Genomic DNA, 23,889 nt, shown 5'->3' on the forward strand with positions numbered 1-23,889 from the left:
TTTAATTGTTTATTAAAGAGTTGTCCAGTTATCCAAATCCAAGGTCCAATCATAATTCTTATAATCTATATCTATTCCATTTGTAGTTGGAATAATTTTTTGCTGATTAAGAATGTCTAAAACACCATCTTTACCTCCAAAATCGCCCCTGAACCAGTTGAAGAGCGAGGTAACCTTTACTTCCTTATCCTTAGCATTGTAAGTTGATGTCTTCTTTAGATAGTTTTTGGTATTTTCCTTTAGTTGCTCTTCAAGCCTCTTTGGGGTATATATCGCTACCGGCGGACAATCTTTGGCGCCGCAATTAAGGGCGAAGTGAATACGATAATCGGTATTTTCAACTCGCAACTTTCGCTCAAAATCATCTGGAAACCATTTTCGAACATACCCGAGGCCTAGTTCCCACTGAGATTTTCGAATAATGCCATGCTCAATCTTTGCGAACGAAACCATTTCACCGGCAATGGGTAATTGCTCTTCTTTAAAAAAGCTTTGTCGGTCTTCATATTTCTTAGGGTTTTCGGACAAAATTACTTGTATGTAGGCGTTATAGATATTAATCCAAAAAGCAAGCTTCTGCTCGTCAGATTTAAGATTTTTTTCTAATTCTTCAATGGAAGTATTATAGAGAAGAGCCCTGACTTCATTGGTGCTTTTTCCACTTTTGATGTCTTCCAAAAATTTCTCCGAAACTGTGTTCCAGTCCACTTTGCTATCCTGATACCTCTTGTCTATGAGGCCATCATTAGACATGGGATTATGAAGGAAAAGAATCAGCAGATAAAAGCACAGCAATCTCATAAAGATGTTTTTAAAATTGTATCATTGTTACTTACGCAAAAGCTTGGATAAGGTTTGTCTTGGATTTTTTGCGAAAGCTAACATTTATAGCGTTTTTACAATTGTTTTACTTATTCCTTGGAATTTTAAGGAATCAAAACTACCCCTATAAGAATGGTCAGTATCATTATTCCTGCACATAATGAAGAACAGAATCTACAGAAACTTGTACCGCATATTTTAAGCCGTTCTACGAACCACGATTTTGAGATTATAATTGTTCTCTCTGCAACAAATAATGATTCTTCCCATCAACTTAAATTTAATGAAAAAGTGACTGTTATCAGTTCGCTTTCAAAAGGGCGTGCTGTGCAGATGAATTATGGGGCAAAGGTAGCCAGAGGCTCGATTTTGGCATTCTTGCATGCTGATGTTATTCCACCCGATGATTTTGTAACCGATATGAATAAAGCCATTAGTAATGGCTTTTTAGCCGGGTTTTTCTCGTATCGTTTTGATAGTCCAAGCCGGCTACTGGCCATAAACGCATCTTTTACATCAAATGACGGAATTTTTACAGGCGGAGGCGACCAGTGCCTGTTCATTCAACGTGCCACTTTTGAGAAACTGGGTGGTTTCGATGATTCGCAGGTAATTATGGAAGATTTTGAAATCTTTAGAAGAATAAAAGGAAATCAAATACCCTATAAAATCATTAAAAACGACCTGTTGGTATCTGCTAGAAAATACGACCGTAACTCATACCTAAAAGTTAATTTGAGCAATCTTGTATTGTTGATTCTCTTTAAATTTCATTTCCCCTCCCAAAAAATTAAAACTTTACATAATTTTCTTATTCGACCGGTATCTTGAAAAGATAGGGACGGTTTTGATTAATCCTGCTTTTAGTTGGAAGTCTTCAGACTTTTCAGAATAGTACCCAATAAAAAAAGCCCAGGTTAAAATAACCCGGACTTTTCGCTTTCGCCTTTATTAAAATTTTTATGAAGAGGAAACGGCACCCAGTGTATATAATTGTTCTAGGTTCGGCGTTTCGCTACCACCAGCCGGTTCTAAGGTTATACCAAAGGCCTCAGATTCATTAGGATTGTTCAAAATAAATATTTTGTTATCGTCGGTTTCAAACTCTTCAAGTAGACCCATGCTTGTAGGGGTCAATGGATCCAGTTTTAACGACCAGACTTGGTACACCATGCCATCAGGTGGCTCAGGCAAACCTTGGGCATCGATGAATACTTTGTTTTCACGCTTGTTCCAATAGGCTTTGGCATACGACTCAGGTGAAACTTCTTGTCCACCGAGTGATATCACGGCAACATCTTTATCGCGAAGGTCGTTCAATAACTCTTCAGTATTTGCCAAAGAGCCTCTGGCCTCAAAAATCTGCTGCTCGAGTACTTGGTTTTGTTCTTCAACAACTTTTACGTCAGACTTTAACTCATTATTCTGCGTGTATAGCCAGAATAAGCCCAGACCAAGTAAAATAGCTGCTGCCCAACCAGTGTATGCTGCCCAGTTTGTTTTTTCTTCTTTTGGCATCTGAACTACCTTGGTCGCTTTGCGCTCGCCGATTCGAACTCTTATATCTTCGAATCCTTTAGGTAGCATCAACTGTGGTGATACCGATTTGGTCAATTTTAAGATGGCATCTTCGATTGCCAAAATTTCTTTTTTAATCTCAGGGTACTTTTGAGCATTTTGGTACACCTCAAAATTCTCCTCCTCAGAGAGAACCCCGGCAACATATAACTCTAAAATACCTGATTCTATGTACTTTTCTACTTCCATCCTACAGTAATATTTTCCCTCAACTTAGAAATACAACTTCTGTTTCTGGTCTTAACGGTACCTAAAGGAATGTCTAACTGTTTTGAGGTTTCCTTTTGTGTGTACCCCTTGAAATAGAGCATCTCGATAATCTCAAGACATTTCTGTTTCAAGTCTAAGACCATTGCTTTTAATGCGGAGATATCGATAGGGTTTTCATCTTTTTCCTCGATGTCATCCGCTCTGTTCAAAATACCTACGAAGTAGTCGGCACTAAGGTTTTTTTTCTGGTTTTTATAGGATTTTGAGCGCACTTTATCGATCGCCGCGTTGCGAGCAATGTTCAACACCCATGTAAAAAACCTTCCTTTTGAAGGGTTGTAGGTTTCTGCATTGTGCCAAACCTTTGTAAAAACGTCTTGACAAATCTCTTCGGCCATATACTTGTCGCGTACTACAACGTGAATGGCTCCGCAGATGTTCTCCCAATACATGCCATATAATTGCTCGAAGGCCATGACATCTTTTCTTTGGAAACGTTTTACTAGTTCATCTAAATCCATATAAGGAGTTTAAGGGAGAGTTTAAATATAGGAAGAAAACGCCTATTGAAAGGCGTTTTCTTTTTTAGAAGTATTATTTGGCGATAGGGGTACAGGCAACGCGTGCACCTGCATCACCACTAGGCTGACTCGTATAATCGTCAGTACCTTGATGTACAATTACGGCCTTACCGATGATGTTCTTATTCTCATCATCACAGCCCATACACCATTCATCGGTTTCAAAATCTACGGTGGCGTTACCATCTTCGTCAGCAACAAAATTTCCTATGTCGCCTTTATGATACCCTTTTTCATCACCCCATTTTCCGTGAGGTTGATCGGTAGGGTTCCAATGCCCTCCGGCAGATTTTCCGTCATGGGCCGAACAATCGGCCGTTTCGTGCAGGTGTATGGCATGGTCTCCTTGAGATAAACCAGTAAATATAGCTTTCATTTTAACCTCACCATCTTCTTCGGTAAAGGTAACCTCCCCTTTAACGTCACTGTCACTAGCCGAATTCATCGCCAAGGTCAACGTATTGCCCATAGCATCTGCTTTCATTTCACTGGCAGTTTCCTCCATTTTTTCCATTTCGTTCTGCATGGCGTCACCTGCTTCTTCTGATTCTTTTTTTACTTCTTTACAGCTTGCTAGGGCGATAAGACCTGCTGCAAGAAATGTGATTTTTATTCGATTCATAGTTGTTATGTTTTTGGTATTAAATCGAAATGTAATAAGAAAAGAAGTCGCATTCAAACAATACAACGATATGTGATAGTATTATAATTATTTGCGTCAAAAATGAAGTCAAAACAAAAGTCCCGAACTGTTAGGTTCGGGACTTGCTATGCAATGAAGTGTATTTTCTATTTTTTATCGAACAAAACTTCGGCGTGTACGGCGACCTCGCTCCACGTTTTGCTAACACCGTCTTTACCTGTATGAAGGGCCTCGCAGGCCTTGTTGATTGATTCGACGGCGGAAAGGGCGTTCCAATTGCTCAGGTCCATCACCCCATCAAAGGTTATTGCAGTATCGGAAACCATTTTATGGGTTAGGGGTATGTTGGCCGTTTCTCCATTCAAAGTAACATCAATAGAACTTTGGCCACTACCATCTGATTTGAAAACGCCAGATATTAATTCGGTATTGGTCATAGCCCCAAAAAAGAACTCTAAGATTTTCGGGTCTCTAGTGCCAGTGGCGTCATTCGTGAACAAACTGCTTACCGGAATGCCGAATTCAGTGCCGTTCAATGCTTCCATTGGTGTGGCCCCAGAAGGATTGTTCTTAATTTCAATCTCTTTAAATTGCCCACCTACAGGTAATTTCTCAGTCGTTTTATAAGCGGTGAAACTCACCTTGGTCGAGTCGGCTACCAAAGAGAACTGCTCTGACGATTCTACATTTTCCGATTCTGAACTATTTTCTTTTTTAGTCTCTTTACAACTAGAGGCAATCAGTAGAAGAGCTACTGCAAAAAATCCGATTTTTTTCATTTTGTTTTATTGGTTTAGTTAGTGTCAAATTTACTTATAAAGCATTTCTTTTAATAGCAATCCTCTTAATCTTGTCCATTTTTCTTGAATAAGTTACTCAGGTCGGGATTATAAAAGACGGCAATTTGCAGACGGTCGTAATGCGCCGAAGGAAAGTGGTTTTTCAAATAGCCCACTTGGGTACTTAAGTTATGGGTGATATTAATGCCCAAAGCACCGTAAAGTCTATTTTGCCCGAAAACCTCGTCTTGAAGGTTCAAGAAAATCTCATCATAAAAGTTCAGAAAAAATATATCTGTTAAAGGAAGGGTGACCTGTAGCCTATATCTCGCCCTATGTTGAGTATCGTTTCTGTCGCCAAAATCGATAAAGCGTTGTTCAAGTCGGTAGCGATGTTCGAAATTAAACTCCCCGACTTGGTTTTTTAATATGAACTGTTCGAAAATTCGATGCTCAATAGAATTAATCTCATCGGTAAATTCTTCAAAAGTACCGTCGGTGGTTATATGACCGTAACCTAAAGTGGCAATGGCATTTTCATTAATATGGTAATTGGCACCGGTACGTAAAAGTAGTTGGTTGAAGTTTTTACCGTTCTCATAATAACGTAATTGTGCTTCAGTATGAAGGCTCCATTTTTCAGAGAGTTTGTTGGTGCCAAAGTACATATGCCAAGACCCTAATTTGTCTTCTCCGTTTTGGGCAAATGCCTGAGCTGAAATAAAAAGTAAAGTAAATAGTATTAATAAATTCTTCATAATGAAGATGAATGGTTTTTTAGGAGCCTAAAAATAGGCATTTATACATCGGTCAATAACTTATTGATTGTTAAGGCAAACCTAAAATTTAAGTTCTGCCAAGAAACATCGCATACAGAACATCGATTTATCTCGAACTTCCGTTTCTATATTTGATGTTTAGCGCACTATGTTCAATAATTTCTCTGATTCTTTTTTGCCTGGTGGCCTCTCTCTTCGCTTGGTTCAGCCAATATAGGTAGCCTTTTCTTTGGCTTCGGGTGAAGTTCTCAAAGTTCTTTAAAGCCTTCTCGTTCTTAGAGAATGCTTTCTTTAAATCATCGGGCAAGATTCCGTTTTCTACATCGTCTAATTCAGACCACGAGCCATTTTTCTTTGCTATTTCAATAGATTTTAATCCCGTTTGGTGCATTAGGTTATTGGCAATCAATTCTTCTATATGCTGCTTGTTTACTCTGCTCCAAACACTTTTCGCTTTTCTCCTACAAAAGTATTGTCTGCGTTTACCATCTCCAAGGCTTTTGACAGTACTGTCGATCCAGCCGTAACATAGAGCCACACGAACAGCTTCTTCCCACCTCATACTTTCATTTTCATGGTCCACTTTATAGAAGATAAGGTAGATACCAGATTCTTGTGTATGGTTTACATGCAGCCAATCGCGCCATTCATCTGAATTCTTAAAATAAAATTCTTTCATGTTTTGTAATTCGATTACGAAATTCTCAAAATATCCTTTAAAAATACCATTTTGCCCTAAAAAACTTGGGGGTTTAGATTGTGAATCCTTACTTTTAGAGATTGTATTAAACTATCAACAATTCAACATCAACATGAAAAAAATTACTCTTGCCCTCTTGGTAATTTTGGGATTGACCCTTGCCAATTGTGGAAACAAAAGGGAAGGTAAACCCAAGGTACTGGTTTTCTCAAAAACCATGGGCTTTAAGCATGCATCGATACCAGATGGTATTGCGGCCATTCAAAAACTAGGTTCTGAAAACGGTTTTGAGGTAGATACTACCAAAAACTCTGAACTTTTTAATGAAGATAACCTCAAGCAATATTCGGCCATTATTTTTCTTAGTACCACAATGAATGTTCTTGATCATAAGCAAGAAGCGGCTTTTGAACGTTATATTCAATCAGGTGGCGGGTTTGTTGGCGTACACGCCGCTACAGATACCGAGTATGATTGGGGTTGGTACAATAAATTGGTAGGGGCACAGTTTGTGTCGCATCCTGCCGGCACCCCTGAAGCAGACTTTATTATTACCGATAAGAATTTTATTGCAACCAAACACTTTACCGATTCTGTTTGGCACCGAAGCGATGAAATTTACAATTACAAGCGCATTAACCCCGATGTGCATGTGGTCATGAGAGTTGATGAATCGACCTATGAAGGCGGTTTGAATGGAGATAACCACCCCTTTGCATGGTATCATGAATATGATGGCGGTAGAGCCTTTTACACCGGCGCCGGGCATACTTCAGAGAGCTATTCCGAAGATTTGTTCCTCAAGCATCTCTTAGGCGGAATTGAATATGCCATAGGAGAAAATAATAATCTTGATTACTCGAAGGCCACCACGCAACTTCCTCCAGACGCGAATAGGTTTACCAAGGTCGAACTTGTTGGTGGTGAGTTTTTTGAGCCTACCGAAATGACGGTTCTTCCAAATCATGATGTTCTTATTGCCCAGCGTAGGGGCGAAATCATGCATTTTAATTCAGAAACCGAAGAGTTAAAGCAAGTAGCTAAATTAGATGTGTATTTTAAAACATTGAACACCCCTGGCGTTAATGCTGAAGAAGGGGTGATGGGGCTTCAGAAAGACCCTGACTATGCCAATAACAATTGGGTTTATGTTTATTATGCGCCAACCGGAGACCAGTGGGTAAACAGATTGTCTAGATTCAAATATAAAGATGGCAATTTTGATATGGCCTCTGAACAAGTTATTCTAGATATTGAATCGCAACGTGAAATCTGCTGCCATACCGGAGGTTCGATTGCTTTCGGAGGCGATGGCTTGTTGTACCTTTCAACCGGTGATAACTCGACACCATTTAATGAAAAAGGGGTTCAATATGTAAATAGCGGTTTTGCCCCGTTGAACGATTTACCTGACCATGAGCAGTATGATGCCAGAAGGTCATCGGGTAATACAAACGACCTTCGCGGAAAAATTCTTAGAGTAAGGGTTAAGGAAGATGGAACTTACGATATACCGGAGGGCAATTTGTTTCCTGTTGGAACAGATAAAACAAGGCCGGAAATTTATACCATGGGCCATCGTAACCCTTACAGAATTTCTGTAGACCCTAAAAAGGGGCATTTGTTCTGGGGTGAGGTTGGCCCTGATGCTGCCAATGACTCTTTAGATACTAGGGGGCCGCGTGGTTATGACGAAATGAATTTGGCCACCGAGCCAGGCAATTATGGTTGGCCACTTTTTATAGGTAACAATTATGCTTACCGTGATTATAATTATGAAACCGGTGAAAGTGGTGAGGCCTTCAATCCTGAAAAACCTATTAACGACTCGAAGTTCAATACAGGTTTAAAAGAACTTCCTCCAACAAAGCCGGCCTATATCTATTATCCGTATGCAGAAACCTCTGAGTTTCCCCAAGTCGGTAGTGGCGGGCGTAATGCCATGGCGGGGCCTACTTACTATTCCGATATGTTTACTGACGGTGGAGGTCTTCCTGATTACTATGATGGAAAGACCATTATTTATGAATGGATGCGTGGGTGGATGATGGCCGTATCCCTTTTTGAAGACGGCACCTTTAACAAAATGGAACCATTTGCTTCTGATATCAAATTGAGAAATCTGATAGATATGGAATTGGGTCCTGATGGAAAAATATATCTATTGGAGTACGGTAGCGGATGGTTCTCTCAAAATGACGATTCAGGTCTGAGCTTTATTGAATATAATGGTGGAAACAGACCGCCAATGATCGATAATCTTATGGTAAACCATGACACCGGAAAGGTTCCTTTTGAAATTACTGCTGAAGTAAAAGCTGAAGATTTAGAAGGTGATGCCGTTTCTTATCTATGGAATTTAGGTAATGGAGAGACCAAAGAGACCCAAGAACCGAAACTAACCTATACGTACAATAGTAACGGAGAGTATAAAATATCAGTTGAAGTGAAAGATGATAAAGGGGCCAGTGCCGTGAGCGAATCTTCCACAGTAATCGCGGGCAATTCTAGACCTCAAATTTCGATTGATTTGCAAGGCGGCAATTCGACCTTCTTTATCAAGGGTACGCCCATTAAGTATAAGGTTACGGTGACCGACCCCGATGGTAATGACGATATAGATCCTAACAACGTTTTTGTTTCGGTAGATTATATGGAAGGTCTTGATCAAGTAAATCAGTCGCAAGGCCATCAAGAGGTTTCTGCTTCTGTTACAGGTAAAGCACTGACCCAAGGTATGGATTGTAAGGCTTGTCATAAAGAAGGAGAAAAATCAATAGGGCCAAGCTATAAGGATATTGCTGAGAAGTATAAAAATGATAGAGGCGCAAGCCGGTATATACAAAAGAAGATCGTATCAGGCGGATCTGGTGTTTGGGGCGAAGCTGCGATGGCGGCTCATCCTAACATTACCGAAGATGAAACTAGACAGATTGCCGCTTACATACTTTCGTTGGCCGATTCCGGAAAATTAGAGAAATCGTTGCCACTAGAGGGAACTATAATGCCAGAACCTACAGGTAGTGATAACGCAATGATTCTAACCGCTAGCTATACGGATAAAGGTATTAATGGAGTTAAACCTTTAACAGGTGTTCAATCGGTAGCTTTACAGGGCAGTACAGTACCCTTTAGTGAGGCAACAAAGGCTAAAGGGTTTTCACCAGTAGCTTTTGGAGGTATGAACCTATTACTATTACCCGAGGACGAAGGCTGGTTTGCTTTAGAAAATATTGACCTTAAGGGTGTCAACAGTGCTATGGTAACTGCCGGATGGCAAGAGGCACCAAAGGCAGGTATTGAAGTAGAACTTCACTTAAACTCACCTGATGGTGAGCTCTTGGGCAAAGGAAGCATGCCTACCCCTCAAGCGGGTCAACCTGGCGGCGCGATTTTAATTCCTTTAAACAAAGAGATGGATGTAAAGGCCGATGAACTTTATTTCGTATATAAACCTAAGGAAGGAGAGGCTCCGGGCCAAATGGCGGTTACAGGAGTGAAATTTGCTGGCAGATAATTTATTCTCAACTCAATCTATAACTATAAAGGCCGATGTTACATCGGCCTTTATTATTTTATGAATGTAAGAATCGTTATTTTTTGGAAATATCCTGAACATTAACATAGTAATCCCTGTCAACAGTAATTTTTGATTCCTTTTCCGAAGTAGCAAGTTTCATTTGTTGCCACTCTGTGGTAGGGTTAACAGTAACCTTTTTATCCCCAATGTTTAGTTCAAGAGGCATTGTGAAGCCATCGATAACTTGACTATAGCGATACTTGATTCCCTCAGGGGTCATCTGATATTCAAAATTGGGAATGTTAGCGGTACGCAAATATTGGTCGAATACTTTCGACAAATCAATCCCTGACTTATCAATTATATAATTCTCGATTTGCTGGGTTGTCACCGTACTGTGATAGAATTCTTTGTTGAGCCCACGAAGTATTTGACGCCATTTTTCATCATCACCAATTATCTGCCTAATAGTGTGCAACATATTGGCGCCTTTGTAATACATATCACCACTTCCTCTGTGGTTCACATCGTATTTGCCTATGATAGGCTTGTCATTCTGAATGTTTGCGCGTGTTCCGATTACGTAATCGGCCGAAGCCTCCTTACCATAATAATAGTCAATGAATAAGTTTTCGGAGTAAGCCGTGAAGCCTTCATGAACCCACATGTCGGCAATATCTTTGTAAGTAATATTGTTCGCAAACCATTCGTGACCGGCCTCGTGAATTATAATGAAATCGAACTTTAGACCCCATCCGGTACCCGATAAATCTCTGCCAAGATACCCCATTTTGTATTGATTGCCATAGGTCACCGAGCTTTGGTGCTCCATACCCAAGTAGGGTACTTCTACCAACTTAAAACCATCTTCATAAAAAGGGTAGGGGCCGAACCAATGCTCAAATGCTTCCATCATTTTTGGCGCATCTTTAAAATGTTCTTTGGCTTTCTCAAGATTGTAGGGCAACACATAATAGTCCATTTGAAGAGCACCCTTTTCGCCTTGATATTTTTCTTCAAAGTGAACGTAATCAGCAATGTTGATATTCACCCCGTAGTTATTGATGGGGTTTTTGACGAACCATTCATAGGTGTTGCTGTTTTCATCTACCGCCCTCAATTGACCATTTGAAACATCCATCAAACCCTTAGGGGCCTTAACCCTGATCTTCATGCTGTCGACTTCATCGTACATATGGTCTTTATTGGGCCACCAAACGCTGGCACCTAAACCTTGATTTGAAGTTGCTATAAATTCTTTGCCATTATTGTCTTTTTTCCAAGAGAAACCACCATCCCATGGCGCTCTCACCGCTTCTCTCGGATGCCCTGAAAAGTATACTTTTACCTCTTTGAACTCACCCTTATTTTGTTTCTTTTTTAATTGAACGAAATGGGCATTGCCATCATGCTCTACCTTGAGTTCGGCCCCATCTTGCTCGACCTTATCAATTTTCATCGGAGGCTGCAAATCAATTTGCATTACTTTTTGGGGCTCTAAAACTTCATAACGAATCAGATTGGAACCTTTTATTGACTTATTCGTTGGATTTACATCGACATATAGGTCGTAATAATTAAGGTTCCACCATTCTCTTTCTGGGGTAATACTGCCGCGTAAGGTATCTTGCTGCGTAAACTCTTGAGATGTAGCTATGATTGTTGTAAGTGCACCACAAAAGGCTAAGAAATATTTCATCAAATAAATTTTTGATGTCAAGATACTTCAATTTTGCAACACGGGCAGCGTTCTCAACTGAACAGGATATAAACACACCAGAATGAACCCGAACTTTTAATAGATGAACCTATTCAAAAGAGCCCTTACATTTTTAATACTTTCAACGTAATACCGTGCATTGGTTTTTTGTCTACCGACCTTTACGGTAACGGCATCCTCAGGAAGTTCCATAAACATAAATTCATCCGTCCAATCGTCGCCAATTGCAAATGAAAAGTCATAGTCTTTTTCAGCGTACATGCGCATGGCCGCCCGACCTTTGTTCACATTACTGCTTTTAATTTCCATGACCTTATTACCGTTCAGAACACTTAAATCGTCGGTACCGATCAGACTGGTAAGCACGGTGTTGAGTTCGCTGGCTCTTTTCTGGCCAAAATCAGGATCGGTATTTCTATAATGCCATGCAAGAGAATAGTTTTTTTCTTCTATAAAACTTCCTGGAGTTCGGTCGACAAACGATTCGAGTACCGGCAGAATTTTTTCCATCCAATCTTTCTTGACCTTTTCCAACATTTTGAACTCTTCACCATGCTGTGAAATCCACACGCCATGTTCCACAATCATATTGTATTTTTTATGCAAGAACCACTTGGTAAAGGTCTCTTTGTCACGACCGCTTATAAGAAACATGTCGGTATTCTCTTGGTTGGCCAAGGTATCAAGCAAGTCATAAAGCTCATCATCTGGGGCAGCCTTTTGCGGGTCTTTATGAAAGCCGGCCAGGGTGCCATCATAATCAATAAAAAGAAGTCTTTTGCTCGAATTTTTGTAATTATCTACAATGGTATCCATTAGATCGACAGACAGCTTTCTGGCCACATGGCTGAAATCTTTTCCTTTTTGGTCTAATAGAGAATCCATAAAATCGTTCGCCCATTTCTCTACGTTATACCGTTCCAATCTTTTTTGCAGAATAGAATTACGTTCTCTTTGCTCTTCTTTAGGCATGGTAATAGCCTCTTTAAGAGCGTCGGCCGTTTGCTCAAAGTTGTTGGGGTTGACCAGCATAGCTTCGTTCATCTCGTTGGCCGATCCTGCCATCTCACTTAAGATGAGAACCCCCGTTTGGTCAGTTCTTGTCGCGATGTATTCTTTGGCCACCAAGTTCATACCATCTCTAATAGGTGTCAACCAAGCAATATCGCACGATGTATACAGGTCGATAAGGTTTTCAAAGGGCATGGAGCGATAGAAGTACCAAATGGGCGTCCAGCTTACTGTTGAAAACTCCCCATTAATTCGGCCCACCAATTCATCGATTTCTCTCTTGAGCAATTGATATTGGGGTACGTTTGAACGGGAAGGTACCGCCAAAATAATCAAGCGTACTTTTTCTTTGTATTGCGGGTATTTATTCAAAAAGTACTCAAATGCGTACAGTCTTTTAGCTATGCCCTTGGTGTAATCAAGTCTGTCAATCGAAAGAAAGAACTTAGCTTCTTTGTCGGCATCTTTGTGTTTATTGAGTCTTCGTTGTAATTCAGATTGATTTTCCGGCTGGTTCTTTTTATTCTCTTTGGCAGCCTCATTGAATTTTTTGTAATCGATACCCATCGGAAAAGAGTCGACTTTGATGACCCTATCATCCATATAAATATCATTGAAACTCACATCGAGCCCCAACAATCTTCTAACAGAACTCAAAAAGTGCCTTTCATAATCATAAGTGTGAAAACCGATTAAGTCCGAACCCAAAAGACCTTCAAGAATTTTCTCCCGCCATGGCAATGTTCTAAAAATCTCAAACGAAGGAAAAGGTATATGCAAAAAGAACCCGATGGATATATCGGGCTTTTTCTCTCTTACCATTTGGGGTACTAACATCAACTGATAATCATGAACCCAGATGGTATCGTCATCATCTGCGGCTTCCAAAATCGCATCCGCGAATTTTTGGTTTACCTTTTTATAGATGTCCCAGTTTTTGAGTTCAAATTCAGAATACTCAAGAAAATAGTGAAATAAGGGCCAAATAGTTCTGTTACTAAAGCCGAAATAAAAGCCATCTACTTCACTGGAGGTCAAATTCACTTTTGACGACCCATGCTCTTTTAATGCCTTGTCAATTTTTGGAGCCAGTTCGTCCGGTATTTCTTCATCCGTTAGTCCGCTCCAGCCAATCCATAAACTATCCCCTCCTGAGTGAACTGATTTCATTCCTGTAGCCAATCCGCCAACACTGGGAATAGCTGTTATTTCACCGTTGCTGATTTGTAACTGAACAGGTAGTCTGTTTGAGATTATGATAGTTTTGCCCATAAATTGGTTTTTTTGCTTTGTTTTGATGTTTATTTCTCTAAATTTCGTGAAAAAGATGGCCAATAACAATTCAGGGGCCGTTTGAATCAACAATTTTATTGAATGGATAATTTAGACTATGGAATAATAGGGAATTGCCGAAGTGCGGCCCTTATATCAAAAACAGGAAGTATTGATTGGTGCTGTTTGCCAGAGTTCGATTCTTCTTCGGTGTTTGCCAAACTTCTCGATGAGAAAATCGGAGGTAGTTTTGGGTTTAATGTAGATGGGAGTTATGATATAGAACAGACCTACGTTGGTAACACCGCTATCTTGTTGACTTCTTTTTCAGATGGGGAAAACGCTTTTGAAGTCTATGATTTCATGCCTCGTTATCATTTGGAAGGCGGCGGATATCATTCACCACCAGAAATCGCTCGTTATATCAAACATAAATCGGGTCGGCCTAAATTCACCGTTCAGTATGACCCTAAATTAGAATATGCCTCAGGAAAAACAAGGACCTATGTGAAGCATAACTTCATCGCCAGTTTAACGCATGCAGAGTCGTTCGATACCGTTTTTCTATATACCTCATTTAATAAAAATGCCGTGGTAGAGGGGCGTGAAATGGAAATTACCGAAGATGGCTATTTTCTTCTGGGTTACAACGAGAAAATACTATTGCCGAATACCGAAAAAATGTATTTAGAGCTCGAACGAACCAAAGTATACTGGTTGAATTGGAGCAACAATACCCCCACCTATAGAAAGTATAACAAAGAAATTCACCGAAGTGCCGTGACGCTTAAACTGTTAAGCTATGATAAAACAGGTGCCGTTTTGGCGGCAGCGACTACCTCTTTGCCGGAAACTATTGGCGAAGTGCGCAATTGGGACTATCGTTTCTGTTGGATCAGAGATGCCTCAATGGTCGTGAAAGTGGTGAGCGAGTTGGGCCATAAAAACGTGGCTCGCCGTTATCTTCAGTTCATTATCGACCTAATGCCCGATAAAGATGAAAAGCTTCAGATTATGTACGGCATTAATAAAGAAAAGAAGCTTACAGAAGAGACTTTAGAACACTTGAGTGGGTATAAAGGTTCTAAGCCCGTACGTGTCGGTAATGCGGCCTATATTCAAAGGCAAAATGATATATATGGTATTCTAATGGATGTCATTTATGAGAATTTAGTGAAATTCAGCACCGATATCGCCAATGGCGAAGATATTTGGAGCATTACCAAAGGCATTGTTTGGATTGTTGATAAACACTGGCAGGAGGCCGATAAGGGTATATGGGAGTTTAGATCTGAAGATCGTCATTTTACTTTCTCGAAAGTGCTTTGTTGGACGGCCATTGATCGTGCCATAAAAGTGGCGAAAATTTTCAATAAGCATCACAAAATTGAGAAATGGAAACCTCTGAGGGATGAGATTTGGGCCGATATTTATGAGAATGCATGGAATGATGAGGTAAAAGCTTTTACCCAGTCATACGGTTCTAAGCACTTAGATGCCTCCGTTTTATTGATGGAATCTTATGGATGTATCGATGCCAAACATGAAAAATTTGTTAGTACAGTCGAAGCTATCGAAAAGGAATTGAGTAATGACGGACTTTTGTATCGATACAAAAATGAGGATGATTTTGGGCTGCCCTCATCTTCTTTTACGGTTTGTACTTTTTGGTTTGTCAACAGTCTATTTAAAATAGGGCAGGAGGAAAAAGCGATGGAATATTTTGACAGGTTGCTTAGCTACAGTAACCATTTAGGACTCTTTAGTGAAGATATTGATTTTAAGACCAAAAGGCTTTTAGGAAATTTTCCACAAGCGTATTCTCATTTGGCCTTGATAGAATGTGCCATCAATTTTTCGAACAAGCATAGTGAAGAAAAAATATTGGAATCAATGCGGGAATAAAAACCTAAGTATTACTTATTTATAGGAAGCTATAAATAAGTGATGTTTATTATCTAGAATGACACTTATAAATGATTAAAAAAGAACAGTAAATAATAAAAAAGCACCCAATTCGGGTGCTTTTTTATGTAATGTAAATTCTAACTAGTCAAAAGTATAGCCATTATCCGAAGCCACTTTATCAGCAATTTGATTTCGAAGGGCCACCACGTTCGGGTTATTGGTATACTTGGTGAATCTTTTGAGCCCCATAAGCATCATGCGCTGCTCGTCACCTTCCGCAAAAGAAATAATCGCCTCTTTTCCTCTTTTAATGATAGTCTCAGTGGCATTGTACAAATACAATTGTGCCATGGCAATTTGAGGTGCTTGGTTTTCTTCACCAAAGCGTTTGGCGTTCTTTTCTGTTCTAAGCAGTGTACTTTCCGCCATGTATACCTCTATAAGTATATCAGCGGCCGCAAGCATTAATTGCTGGTGTTGTTCTAACTCAGGGCCGAATTTCTGAACTGCGCTTCCGGCAACCATTAGAAAGACTTTCTTTAATCGAGCCAACAAGTCTTTTTCCTCTGAGAAAAGCTCTGAAAAATCAGGAGTATCAAATGAAGGAATGCCCATAAGTTCATCTGCAACCGCAGTGGCCGGACCCAAAAGGTCAACATGACCCTTCATGGCTTTTTTGACCAGCATGCCTACTGCCAACATTCGATTGATTTCGTTCGTACCTTCATAAATTCTGGCGATTCTCGCATCTCGCCAAGCTTTTTCCATAGGAGCATCGGCACTGAAGCCCATTCCACCAAAGATCTGCACGCCCTCATCTGTCGTGTGCTGAACATCTTCGGATACGGCCACTTTTAAAATGGAACATTCTATTGCATATTCTTCAACACCTTTTAGTTCAGCTTCTTGATGACTATTGCCACCAGCTTGTCGAATGGCAATTCGGTCTTCAATATTCTTAGCTGCCCTGTAGCATGCAGATTCCCCTACATAGGCATTAACCGCCATATCCGCTATTTTTGCCTTAATGGCACCGAAGTTGATAATAGGTGTTTTAAATTGTACGCGCTCATTGGCATATTTGACGCCTTCGGTTACGACCCTTCTTTGGGCTTCTAAACACGCGGCTGCCAATTTTATACGGCCTACATTCAAGGCGTTCATTGCAATTTTAAAACCATTGCCACGCTCAGACAGCATATTCTCAACCGGTACTTTCGTCTCATTAAAGAAAACCTGGCGAGTAGAGGAGGAGTGAATTCCTAATTTCTTTTCCTCATCTCCTAAGCTGATACCATTGCTTGGGTCATTTTCAACAATAAAACCTGTGATATTTTTGTCATTTTCGATTCTAGCGAAAACAATAAAAAGATTGCAGAAACCGGCATTGGAAATCCACATTTTTTGACCTGAAATAGAGTAATGCTTACCATCCTCAGAAAGTATAGCTTTGGTTTTACCGGAATTGGCATCGGAACCTGCTCCGGGCTCAGTTAAACAATAAGCGCCAAACCACTCGCCAGAAGCCAATTTCGGAACATACTTTAGTTTTTGCTCTTCGGTACCATAGAGCGTAATCGGCATCGTACCGATACCCGTATGAGCACCAAATGCTGTACTGAACGAACCTGTGGCCCCAGAGATATAGTCACATACTAACATAGTAGAAACAAAACCCATACCCATACCTTCATACTTCTCAGGTACTGCTACGCTCAAAAGGCCCAGTTCACCTGCTTCTCTCATACACTCTTCCGTATAGGCGTAATCTTTCTTTTCAAAGCGTTCCCAATGTGCCCAAAGTTTACGGTCAACGAATTCTTTGGTGCTGTCACGCATCATTCGCTGCTCTTCATTTAGGTCTTCGAGGGTGAATATATCTTCGCATTTGGTTTCTTTGACCAAAAATTGGCCACCTCTTAAAAGGTTGTCTTTTTGTATAGTTTCAGTACTCATCTTATTGGTTTTATCCTGTTTCTAATTATCGAGGTTATTTAATAGTATTTTAATTACATATCAAAAACCCGTCTACTTCAAAAATTCAAAAATACCGGCTGCCCCTTGACCTGTACCTACGCACATGGTCACTAAGCCATGTTTGCCCTGCATGTTTCTTTTGCGCATTTCATCAAACAATTGAACGGAAAGCTTGGCACCCGTGCACCCTAACGGATGACCTAATGCAATAGCACCGCCATTCACGTTTATAATATCATTATTCAACTCTAATTCACGAATTACGGCTATTGATTGTGAGGCAAAGGCTTCGTTTAATTCAATCAATTCTACATCTGATTGTTGTAAGCCAGCTTGTTTCAATGCCTTTGGAACAGCCTTTACGGGACCAATTCCCATAATTCTTGGCTCAACACCTGCTGCGGCATAACTCACTAAACGAGCTTCAGGTTCTAAATTTAATTCCTTCACCATTTCTTCGCTCATAACCATTACGAATGCCGCACCATCACTTGTTTGCGATGAGTTACCGGCAGTTACGCTACCATTGGCGGCAAAAACAGGCCGAAGCCTACCCAATACTTCCAAAGAAGTGTCTGCCCGTGGACCTTCATCTTTGGTGACTGTATAGTTTTTTGTTGCTTTTTTTCCATCGGAGCCCACATAGGTATGCTCGACTTGAATAGGTACTATTTGGTCTTGAAATCTATCTTCAGATTGTGCTTTTAATGCTTTTTGATGTGAGTTGAAGGCGAACAAATCTTGGTCTTCACGAGAGACTTTGAACTCCTGTGCAACGGCTTCGGCAGTATTGCCCATTCCCCAATAATAATCTTCATGACCAGATTTCACCAAATCGTAGTTCAGCTCGGTTTTGAAGCCTGTCATGGGTACGGAACTCATACTTTCTACCCCGCCGGCAATGATGCAATCTGCCATACCGGACTGAATTTTTGCTGTTGCAATGCCAATAGTTTCTAGCCCTGAAGAGCAAAAGCGGTTGACGGTAACCCCTGGTACGTCGACTATATCTAACCCCATTAAGGAAATCAAACGGCCCATATTAAGACCTTGAGACCCTTCGGGCATGGCATTACCTACAATTACATCGTCTATTCTTTTTTTGTCAAAATCAGGTAGCTTACCCATTAAATATTCAATGGTTTCAGCTGCAAGTTCATCTGCCCTTTTAAAGCGGAAACCACCTTTACCGGATTTACCTACCGCGGTTCTATACCCTTTGACTATATATGCTGTTTTCATATTTGTAATTTGACTGAGGATGATTTGACATAAGACCTAAGACTTGTTCTCCAGGCTTTCCATAAAACGTGAAATCATTCCTTGTAGTGATTGAATTTTTTGTTTTCGAAAATTATGATTTGCTGCCATAGTCTTATGTCTTAAGTCTTTCTTCTTTCAACTAATAACTACCAGACTGATTAATTTCTAAGCGGCTTTCCTGTTTTAAGCATATGCTGTATTCTTTCCAATGTTTTTCTTTCGGTACAAAGGGATAAAAAGGCTTCTCTCTCCAAATCCAAAAGATACTGCTCACTTACGTAGCTAGGTTCCGATAAATCGCCACCGGCCATTACATAGGCCAATTTGTTCGCAATCTTCTTGTCATGTTCACTTATGTATTTGCTCGCTTCCATTGAATCAGTACCCACTAAGAACATACCTAAGGCTTGCTTACCTAAAACTTTAATATCCTTTCTCTTTATAGGTTTGGTATAGCCGGATTCGGCCATCAATTTTGCATGTGCCTTTGCAGTGGCGATTTGCCTATCCTTATTGACAACTACGATATCCTTACCATGTTGAAGTATGCCTAAATCATAAGCTTCATATGCTGATGTAGATACTTTGGCCATTCCGATGGTCAAAAAGTATTCTTGAAGTACGTTCAATTCAACATCGTTCTTTTTAAAGGTGTCCTGTGCCCTTAGGGCAAACTCCTTTGATCCACCACCTCCTGGTATCACGCCTACACCGAATTCGACCAAGCCGATATACGTTTCTGCCGCAGCTACCACCTTATCGGCATGTAACGAAAGTTCGCAACCGCCGCCCAATGTCATGCCGTGAGGTGCGGCAACCGTTGGTATGGATGAATATCGCATTCGCATCATGGTATCTTGAAACATTTTAACGGCCATGTTCAGCTCATCATATTCTTGTTCAACGGCCATCATAAAAATCATTCCGATATTGGCACCAACGGAAAAATTTGCGGCCTGATTACCGACAACCAAGCCTTGAAAATCTTTTTCAGCTAGGTCTATGGCTTTGTTTAATCCGCTAAGAACATCACCGCCGATGGTATTCATTTTAGACTGGAACTCGACATTTAAAATGCCATCACCTAAATCTTCAACAACTACACCGCTATTTTTGAAAACCTCATGGCTCTTACGAATATTATCAAGAATTATAAAAGCATCTTGACCTGGTACCTTTTCCATAGACTTTTTAGAAATGTCATAGAAATAGGTCGCTCCATCTTTTACTGAGTAAAATGAAGTGATTCCTGCTGATTTCATTTCGGAAACCCACTGTGCGGCTTCTTGGTTCTCTGAATTAATGAACTCAAGACCTTTTTCTAAACCAACGGCATCCCAAATTTGGAATGGACCATGTTCCCAACCGAAACCTGCTTTCATGGCGTCATCAATCTTATAAAGCTCGTCTGTTATCTCTGGAACTCGATGGGAAACATAGGCAAACAATTGCCCGAAACTTTTTCGATAAAATTCACCGGCCTTATCCTTACCTCCTGTTAAAATGGCAAAGCGATCGATGACCTTATCCACCGTTTTGGTAAGTTCAAGAGTGGCGAATTTGGCACTCTTTTTAGACCGATAATCCATTGTATCAAGGTCTAAAGTCAAAATTTCACTCTTGCCTTTATCGTCTTTTACTTTTTTATAAAAACCCTGTCCTGTTTTGCTGCCCAACCACTTTTTCTCCATCATGGTGTCGATGAAATCGGGTAATTTGAATAAATCGTGACGTTCGTCATTTGGGCAATTTTCGTAAATACCGTTAGCCACATGAACCAGCGTATCTAGACCTACGACATCAACGGTTCTAAAAGTGGCAGATTTAGGCCTGCCAATGACCGGTCCGGTTAGTTTATCCACTTCTTCAACGGTCATTCCCATTTCTTTTACCATATGAAAAAGACTCTGAATACTGAAAATGCCGATACGGTTACCGATAAAGGCGGGAGTATCTTTTGCCACTACGGAAGTTTTTCCAAGAAACTTTTCCCCATAACCATTTAGAAATTCCAGAACTTCTTGAGAGGTCTTGGGCCCGGGTATAATTTCAAAGAGTTTGAGATATCTGGCAGGATTGAAAAAATGCGTGCCGCAGAAATGTTTTTGAAAATCTTCACTACGACCTTCCGACATAAATTTAATCGGAATACCTGAAGTATTTGAAGTAATTAAAGTTCCAGGCGTTCTATGTTTTTCAAGGTTTTCGAAAACTTGCTTTTTAATATCAAGCCTTTCTACCACTACTTCGATTGTCCAATCAACCTTAGAGACTTTAGCAATATCATCTTCTAAGTTACCTGTAGTTATTCTTGATGCGAATTTTTGATGGTAAATAGGAGAAGGCTTAGATTTAAGGGCTGCAGTCAATGAGTCATTTACCAGCCTATTTCTTACGACTTTGTCATTTAGGGTCAAACCTTTCGCCTTTTCCTTTTCGTTCAGCTCACGAGGAACAATATCGAGAAGTAAGACTTCTACCCCGATATTGGCGAAATGACAGGCAATGCCGCTGCCCATAATACCGGATCCAATAACCGCTACTTTATTAATGTGTTTGTTCACTTTACTAATGTTTATAGGTTAAGAGGTCATTCAGGTTTATGACCGTTAATTGTTTTGTCAGTATTTTGTACGTTCTTTTCAGCAATCATCTCGTTAATCGAATCCATCACCTCAAAAAAGCCGTCAAGTTTATCTTGCGAAACTTTTGACCGTACCGCTTCGTTGAATCGCAAAACGACATTCTTAGAGTCGGTTCTTTTTTCCAGCCCAAAATCGGTTAGATGAATAAGAACCCCTCGACCATCTTTAGGGTTGGGTTTTCTTTCTATCAAACCCTGTTCTTCCATTCTCTTTAAAATGCGAGAGAGACTGGTGGCTTCCATTCCCATTTTCGGACCCAATGATGTAGAGGGCGTTCCTGTTTTTGGGTCAATACTCAAAAGGGTAAAGCCAACGGCCATTGTTGAACCGAATTTTTTTGCCTCTTCGTTATACATTCGAGCTACGGCTTGCCAGGTCGCACGCAGCGCGTAGTCAATAGTAATATCTTTCATCGGTTGGATTTAGGTTATCCAAATATATAAAAATTTATTATGCACGCATAATAAAATGATGAAAAAATATTTAACTGTTACGGCCTTCTTTCCGCTTTTAATTATTGATGATAATTCATTTTAATTATGGGAGGGGGACATCTTAATGCCCATAAATATCATTGTATAGCTCTTGATACTTTTCTCTAATTATTTTTCTTCTGAGTTTCATGGTAGGGGTGAGGTGGCCTTCGCTAATACTCCACACATCGGGTGTTAACCTAAATTGTTTGACCTTTTCCCATTTGGCAAACTTTTCGTTGGCCTCATCAACTTCTTTTTGAAATTGATCCAATACCTTTTCATTCAGAATAATATCTGAGTTCTCAGGAATTGTAATTTGGTTCGCTTTTGCCCACTCGTTCAAATATTCAAAATCGGGTTGAATAAGTGCAGCCGGCATTTTTTCACCTTCGCCCACCACCATGATTTGTTCAATAAAACGAGATTGCTTGAACCTGTTCTCAAGAAGTTGCGGGGCCACATATTTGCCGCCAGAGGTTTTGAACATTTCTTTTTTACGATCCGTAATTTTAAGAAACCCTTCTTGGTCTATTTCTCCGATATCGCCTGTATGAAAATAATTGTCGATGACTACTTCGGCGGTTCGCTCGGGGTCTTTGTAATAGCCCATCATAACTTGCGGACCTTTAATGCATATTTCACCGTCCTCCGCTATTTTTACCTCGGTGCGGGCAATAGGTTTACCCACGGTGCCAATTTTAAATCCTCCGTCTCGCATATCATTGACCGAAATAACAGGAGATGTTTCGGTAAGCCCATAGCCTTCCATGAGTCCGAATTCGGCGGCGTTGAATATTCTAGCCAATCTAGGTTGTAATGCAGCACTACCCGATGCTATCAACATAAGGTTGCCGCCTAATCCCTCCTTCCATTTTTTAAAAATCAGTTTTCGGGCGATTCCGAGTTTTAGCTCATATAGCCGACCATTTTCACCATAAGGTTTGTATTGAAGTCCGATTTCGATGGCCCAAAAGAAAAGTTTCTTTTTAAGTCCTGTTAGCTCTGTTCCCTTAGCCAGAATTTTATCATAGACCTTTTCCAATAACCGAGGGACGGCTGTCATTACATGCGGGCCGGTTTCCTTCAGGTTTTCACTGATTTTATCTAGCGATTCGGCATAGTAAATAGTAACCCCCCTGAACTGATATAAATAAATCAGCATTCTTTCGTAAACATGGCACAGCGGTAAAAAACTTAGTGATTTGGTCTGTCCGTCTTTTATAGGAAAGCGTTTTGAGCTTTCTATGGCATTGCTGACCAAGTTGTCATGAGACAACATTACACCTTTGGGTCTACCTGTTGTGCCGGATGTATATATTAAGGTAGCCAAGTCGGATGGCTTTACATCATTTTTTAACCGGTCTACTTCTTCTTGGTTGGAGGTATCTTTTCCTAATTCAAGTACTTCACTCCAATTTTTGCAAACGGTAAGTTGATCAAAAGAGTAGACATCTTTTAGTGATGGAACCTGATCTCTGATAGCCGCGACCTTATCATACACTTCCTGACATGATACAAAGCAGTACTTGGCCTCTGAATGGTTGAGCACATAGGCATAGTCATCTTCGGAGATTGTTGGATAGATAGGCACGTTCTGCGCACCTAACTGTAAAATTCCGATATCCATTATGTTCCACTCGGTTCTATTGGTCATGCTTATGACCGCTATTTTATCGTTCGGCCCAACGCCCATACGTAATAAGGCCCTGCTCATGGCGTTGGCCTTATCAATATATTCTTGGGTAGAAGTAGCTACCCATTGTCCGTTAACCTTGGTAACCAGTGATTTATCTAGATTGAAATTCTTCAATTGATAATAAGGAAAATCAAAAAGGAGAGTGATATCTGTCATAGTCGGCTGTTATTAACCTGTTGCAAATTATGAAAAGCGAGCGGTATTTTAAAACGGGATTAACAAAATTAGTGCTGTTTTAGTATGAATATTTGAATTTAATCGATAAGAGGGGTGCAGTTCATCGTAATCTCATTTTTGTTCACAATAAAT

General features: G+C 40.2%; 17 protein-coding genes. 3 read left to right on the top strand and 14 right to left on the bottom strand.

The window, feature by feature from the left end; genetic code table 11:
- Positions 1-12: 12 nt before the first annotated feature.
- Complete coding sequence (locus tag D1013_RS10470; RefSeq protein WP_225621474.1) at positions 13-801, bottom strand: DUF547 domain-containing protein; 789 nt, start codon at positions 799-801, stop codon at positions 13-15.
- Between the two features lie 153 nt (positions 802-954).
- On the opposite strand from D1013_RS10470, the gene D1013_RS10475 reads away from it, so the two are divergent.
- Positions 955-1,653, top strand: a complete 699-nt coding sequence (locus D1013_RS10475) for a TIGR04283 family arsenosugar biosynthesis glycosyltransferase (RefSeq protein WP_121848782.1) — start codon at positions 955-957, stop codon at positions 1,651-1,653.
- Between the two features lie 129 nt (positions 1,654-1,782).
- On the opposite strand, the gene D1013_RS10480 is transcribed toward D1013_RS10475, so the two are convergent.
- From D1013_RS10480 to D1013_RS10505, 6 genes are all read right to left on the bottom strand, one after another.
- Entirely contained in the window at positions 1,783-2,589 is an 807-nt protein-coding gene (locus tag D1013_RS10480; RefSeq protein WP_121848783.1) for an anti-sigma factor, read from the bottom strand.
- Entirely contained in the window at positions 2,580-3,131 is a 552-nt protein-coding gene (locus D1013_RS10485) for an RNA polymerase sigma factor (protein WP_121848784.1), read from the bottom strand. Before D1013_RS10485 ends, D1013_RS10480 begins: the two co-directional genes overlap by 10 nt.
- A gap of 73 nt (positions 3,132-3,204) precedes the next feature.
- Positions 3,205-3,813, bottom strand: coding sequence for a superoxide dismutase family protein (locus D1013_RS10490; RefSeq protein WP_121848785.1), 609 nt, complete (start codon positions 3,811-3,813; stop codon positions 3,205-3,207).
- Positions 3,814-3,980: 167 nt separating this feature from the next.
- Positions 3,981-4,613: a hypothetical protein gene (locus D1013_RS10495; RefSeq protein WP_121848786.1), complete on the bottom strand. Its 633-nt coding sequence runs from the start codon at positions 4,611-4,613 to the stop codon at positions 3,981-3,983.
- A 65-nt stretch (positions 4,614-4,678) separates the two neighbouring features.
- Positions 4,679-5,371: a DUF2490 domain-containing protein gene (locus tag D1013_RS10500; RefSeq protein ID WP_121848787.1), complete on the bottom strand. Its 693-nt coding sequence runs from the start codon at positions 5,369-5,371 to the stop codon at positions 4,679-4,681.
- Positions 5,372-5,498: 127 nt separating this feature from the next.
- Entirely contained in the window at positions 5,499-6,071 is a 573-nt protein-coding gene (locus D1013_RS10505; RefSeq protein ID WP_121848788.1) for a YdeI/OmpD-associated family protein, read from the bottom strand.
- A gap of 133 nt (positions 6,072-6,204) precedes the next feature.
- On the opposite strand from D1013_RS10505, the gene D1013_RS10510 reads away from it, so the two are divergent.
- Positions 6,205-9,609, top strand: a complete 3,405-nt coding sequence (locus tag D1013_RS10510; protein WP_121850687.1) for a ThuA domain-containing protein — start codon at positions 6,205-6,207, stop codon at positions 9,607-9,609.
- A 76-nt stretch (positions 9,610-9,685) separates the two neighbouring features.
- On the opposite strand, the gene D1013_RS10515 is transcribed toward D1013_RS10510, so the two are convergent.
- Both D1013_RS10515 and D1013_RS10520 read right to left on the bottom strand, forming a co-directional pair.
- Positions 9,686-11,311, bottom strand: a complete 1,626-nt coding sequence (locus D1013_RS10515) for a M1 family metallopeptidase (RefSeq protein WP_121848789.1) — start codon at positions 11,309-11,311, stop codon at positions 9,686-9,688.
- A gap of 96 nt (positions 11,312-11,407) precedes the next feature.
- The gene (locus D1013_RS10520) at positions 11,408-13,615 is read right to left on the bottom strand and encodes a bifunctional alpha,alpha-trehalose-phosphate synthase (UDP-forming)/trehalose-phosphatase (protein ID WP_121850688.1); all 2,208 of its coding nucleotides are present in this window, start codon (positions 13,613-13,615) and stop codon (positions 11,408-11,410) included.
- A gap of 102 nt (positions 13,616-13,717) precedes the next feature.
- Between D1013_RS10520 and D1013_RS10525 the strand changes: the two genes are divergently transcribed.
- Complete coding sequence (locus tag D1013_RS10525; RefSeq protein ID WP_121848790.1) at positions 13,718-15,520, top strand: glycoside hydrolase family 15 protein; 1,803 nt, start codon at positions 13,718-13,720, stop codon at positions 15,518-15,520.
- A gap of 144 nt (positions 15,521-15,664) precedes the next feature.
- Here D1013_RS10525 and D1013_RS10530 read toward each other — a convergent pair whose 3' ends face one another.
- The 5 genes from D1013_RS10530 to D1013_RS10550 form a co-directional block, all read right to left on the bottom strand.
- Entirely contained in the window at positions 15,665-17,479 is a 1,815-nt protein-coding gene (locus D1013_RS10530; RefSeq protein ID WP_121848791.1) for an acyl-CoA dehydrogenase FadE, read from the bottom strand.
- Positions 17,480-17,551: 72 nt separating this feature from the next.
- Positions 17,552-18,742: a thiolase family protein gene (locus tag D1013_RS10535; RefSeq protein ID WP_121848792.1), complete on the bottom strand. Its 1,191-nt coding sequence runs from the start codon at positions 18,740-18,742 to the stop codon at positions 17,552-17,554.
- Between the two features lie 179 nt (positions 18,743-18,921).
- A complete protein-coding gene (locus tag D1013_RS10540; RefSeq protein WP_121848793.1) occupies positions 18,922-21,327 on the bottom strand; it encodes a 3-hydroxyacyl-CoA dehydrogenase/enoyl-CoA hydratase family protein in 2,406 nt (801 codons plus the stop codon).
- 26 nt (positions 21,328-21,353) lie between these two features.
- Complete coding sequence (locus tag D1013_RS10545) at positions 21,354-21,821, bottom strand: MarR family winged helix-turn-helix transcriptional regulator (RefSeq protein ID WP_121848794.1); 468 nt, start codon at positions 21,819-21,821, stop codon at positions 21,354-21,356.
- A gap of 142 nt (positions 21,822-21,963) precedes the next feature.
- The gene (locus D1013_RS10550) at positions 21,964-23,736 is read right to left on the bottom strand and encodes an AMP-dependent synthetase/ligase (RefSeq protein WP_121848795.1); all 1,773 of its coding nucleotides are present in this window, start codon (positions 23,734-23,736) and stop codon (positions 21,964-21,966) included.
- Between the last annotated feature and the right edge of the window lie 153 nt (positions 23,737-23,889).

It is taken from the genome of Euzebyella marina (genome assembly GCF_003687485.1).
Taxonomy (GTDB): Bacteria; Bacteroidota; Bacteroidia; order Flavobacteriales; family Flavobacteriaceae; genus Euzebyella; species Euzebyella marina.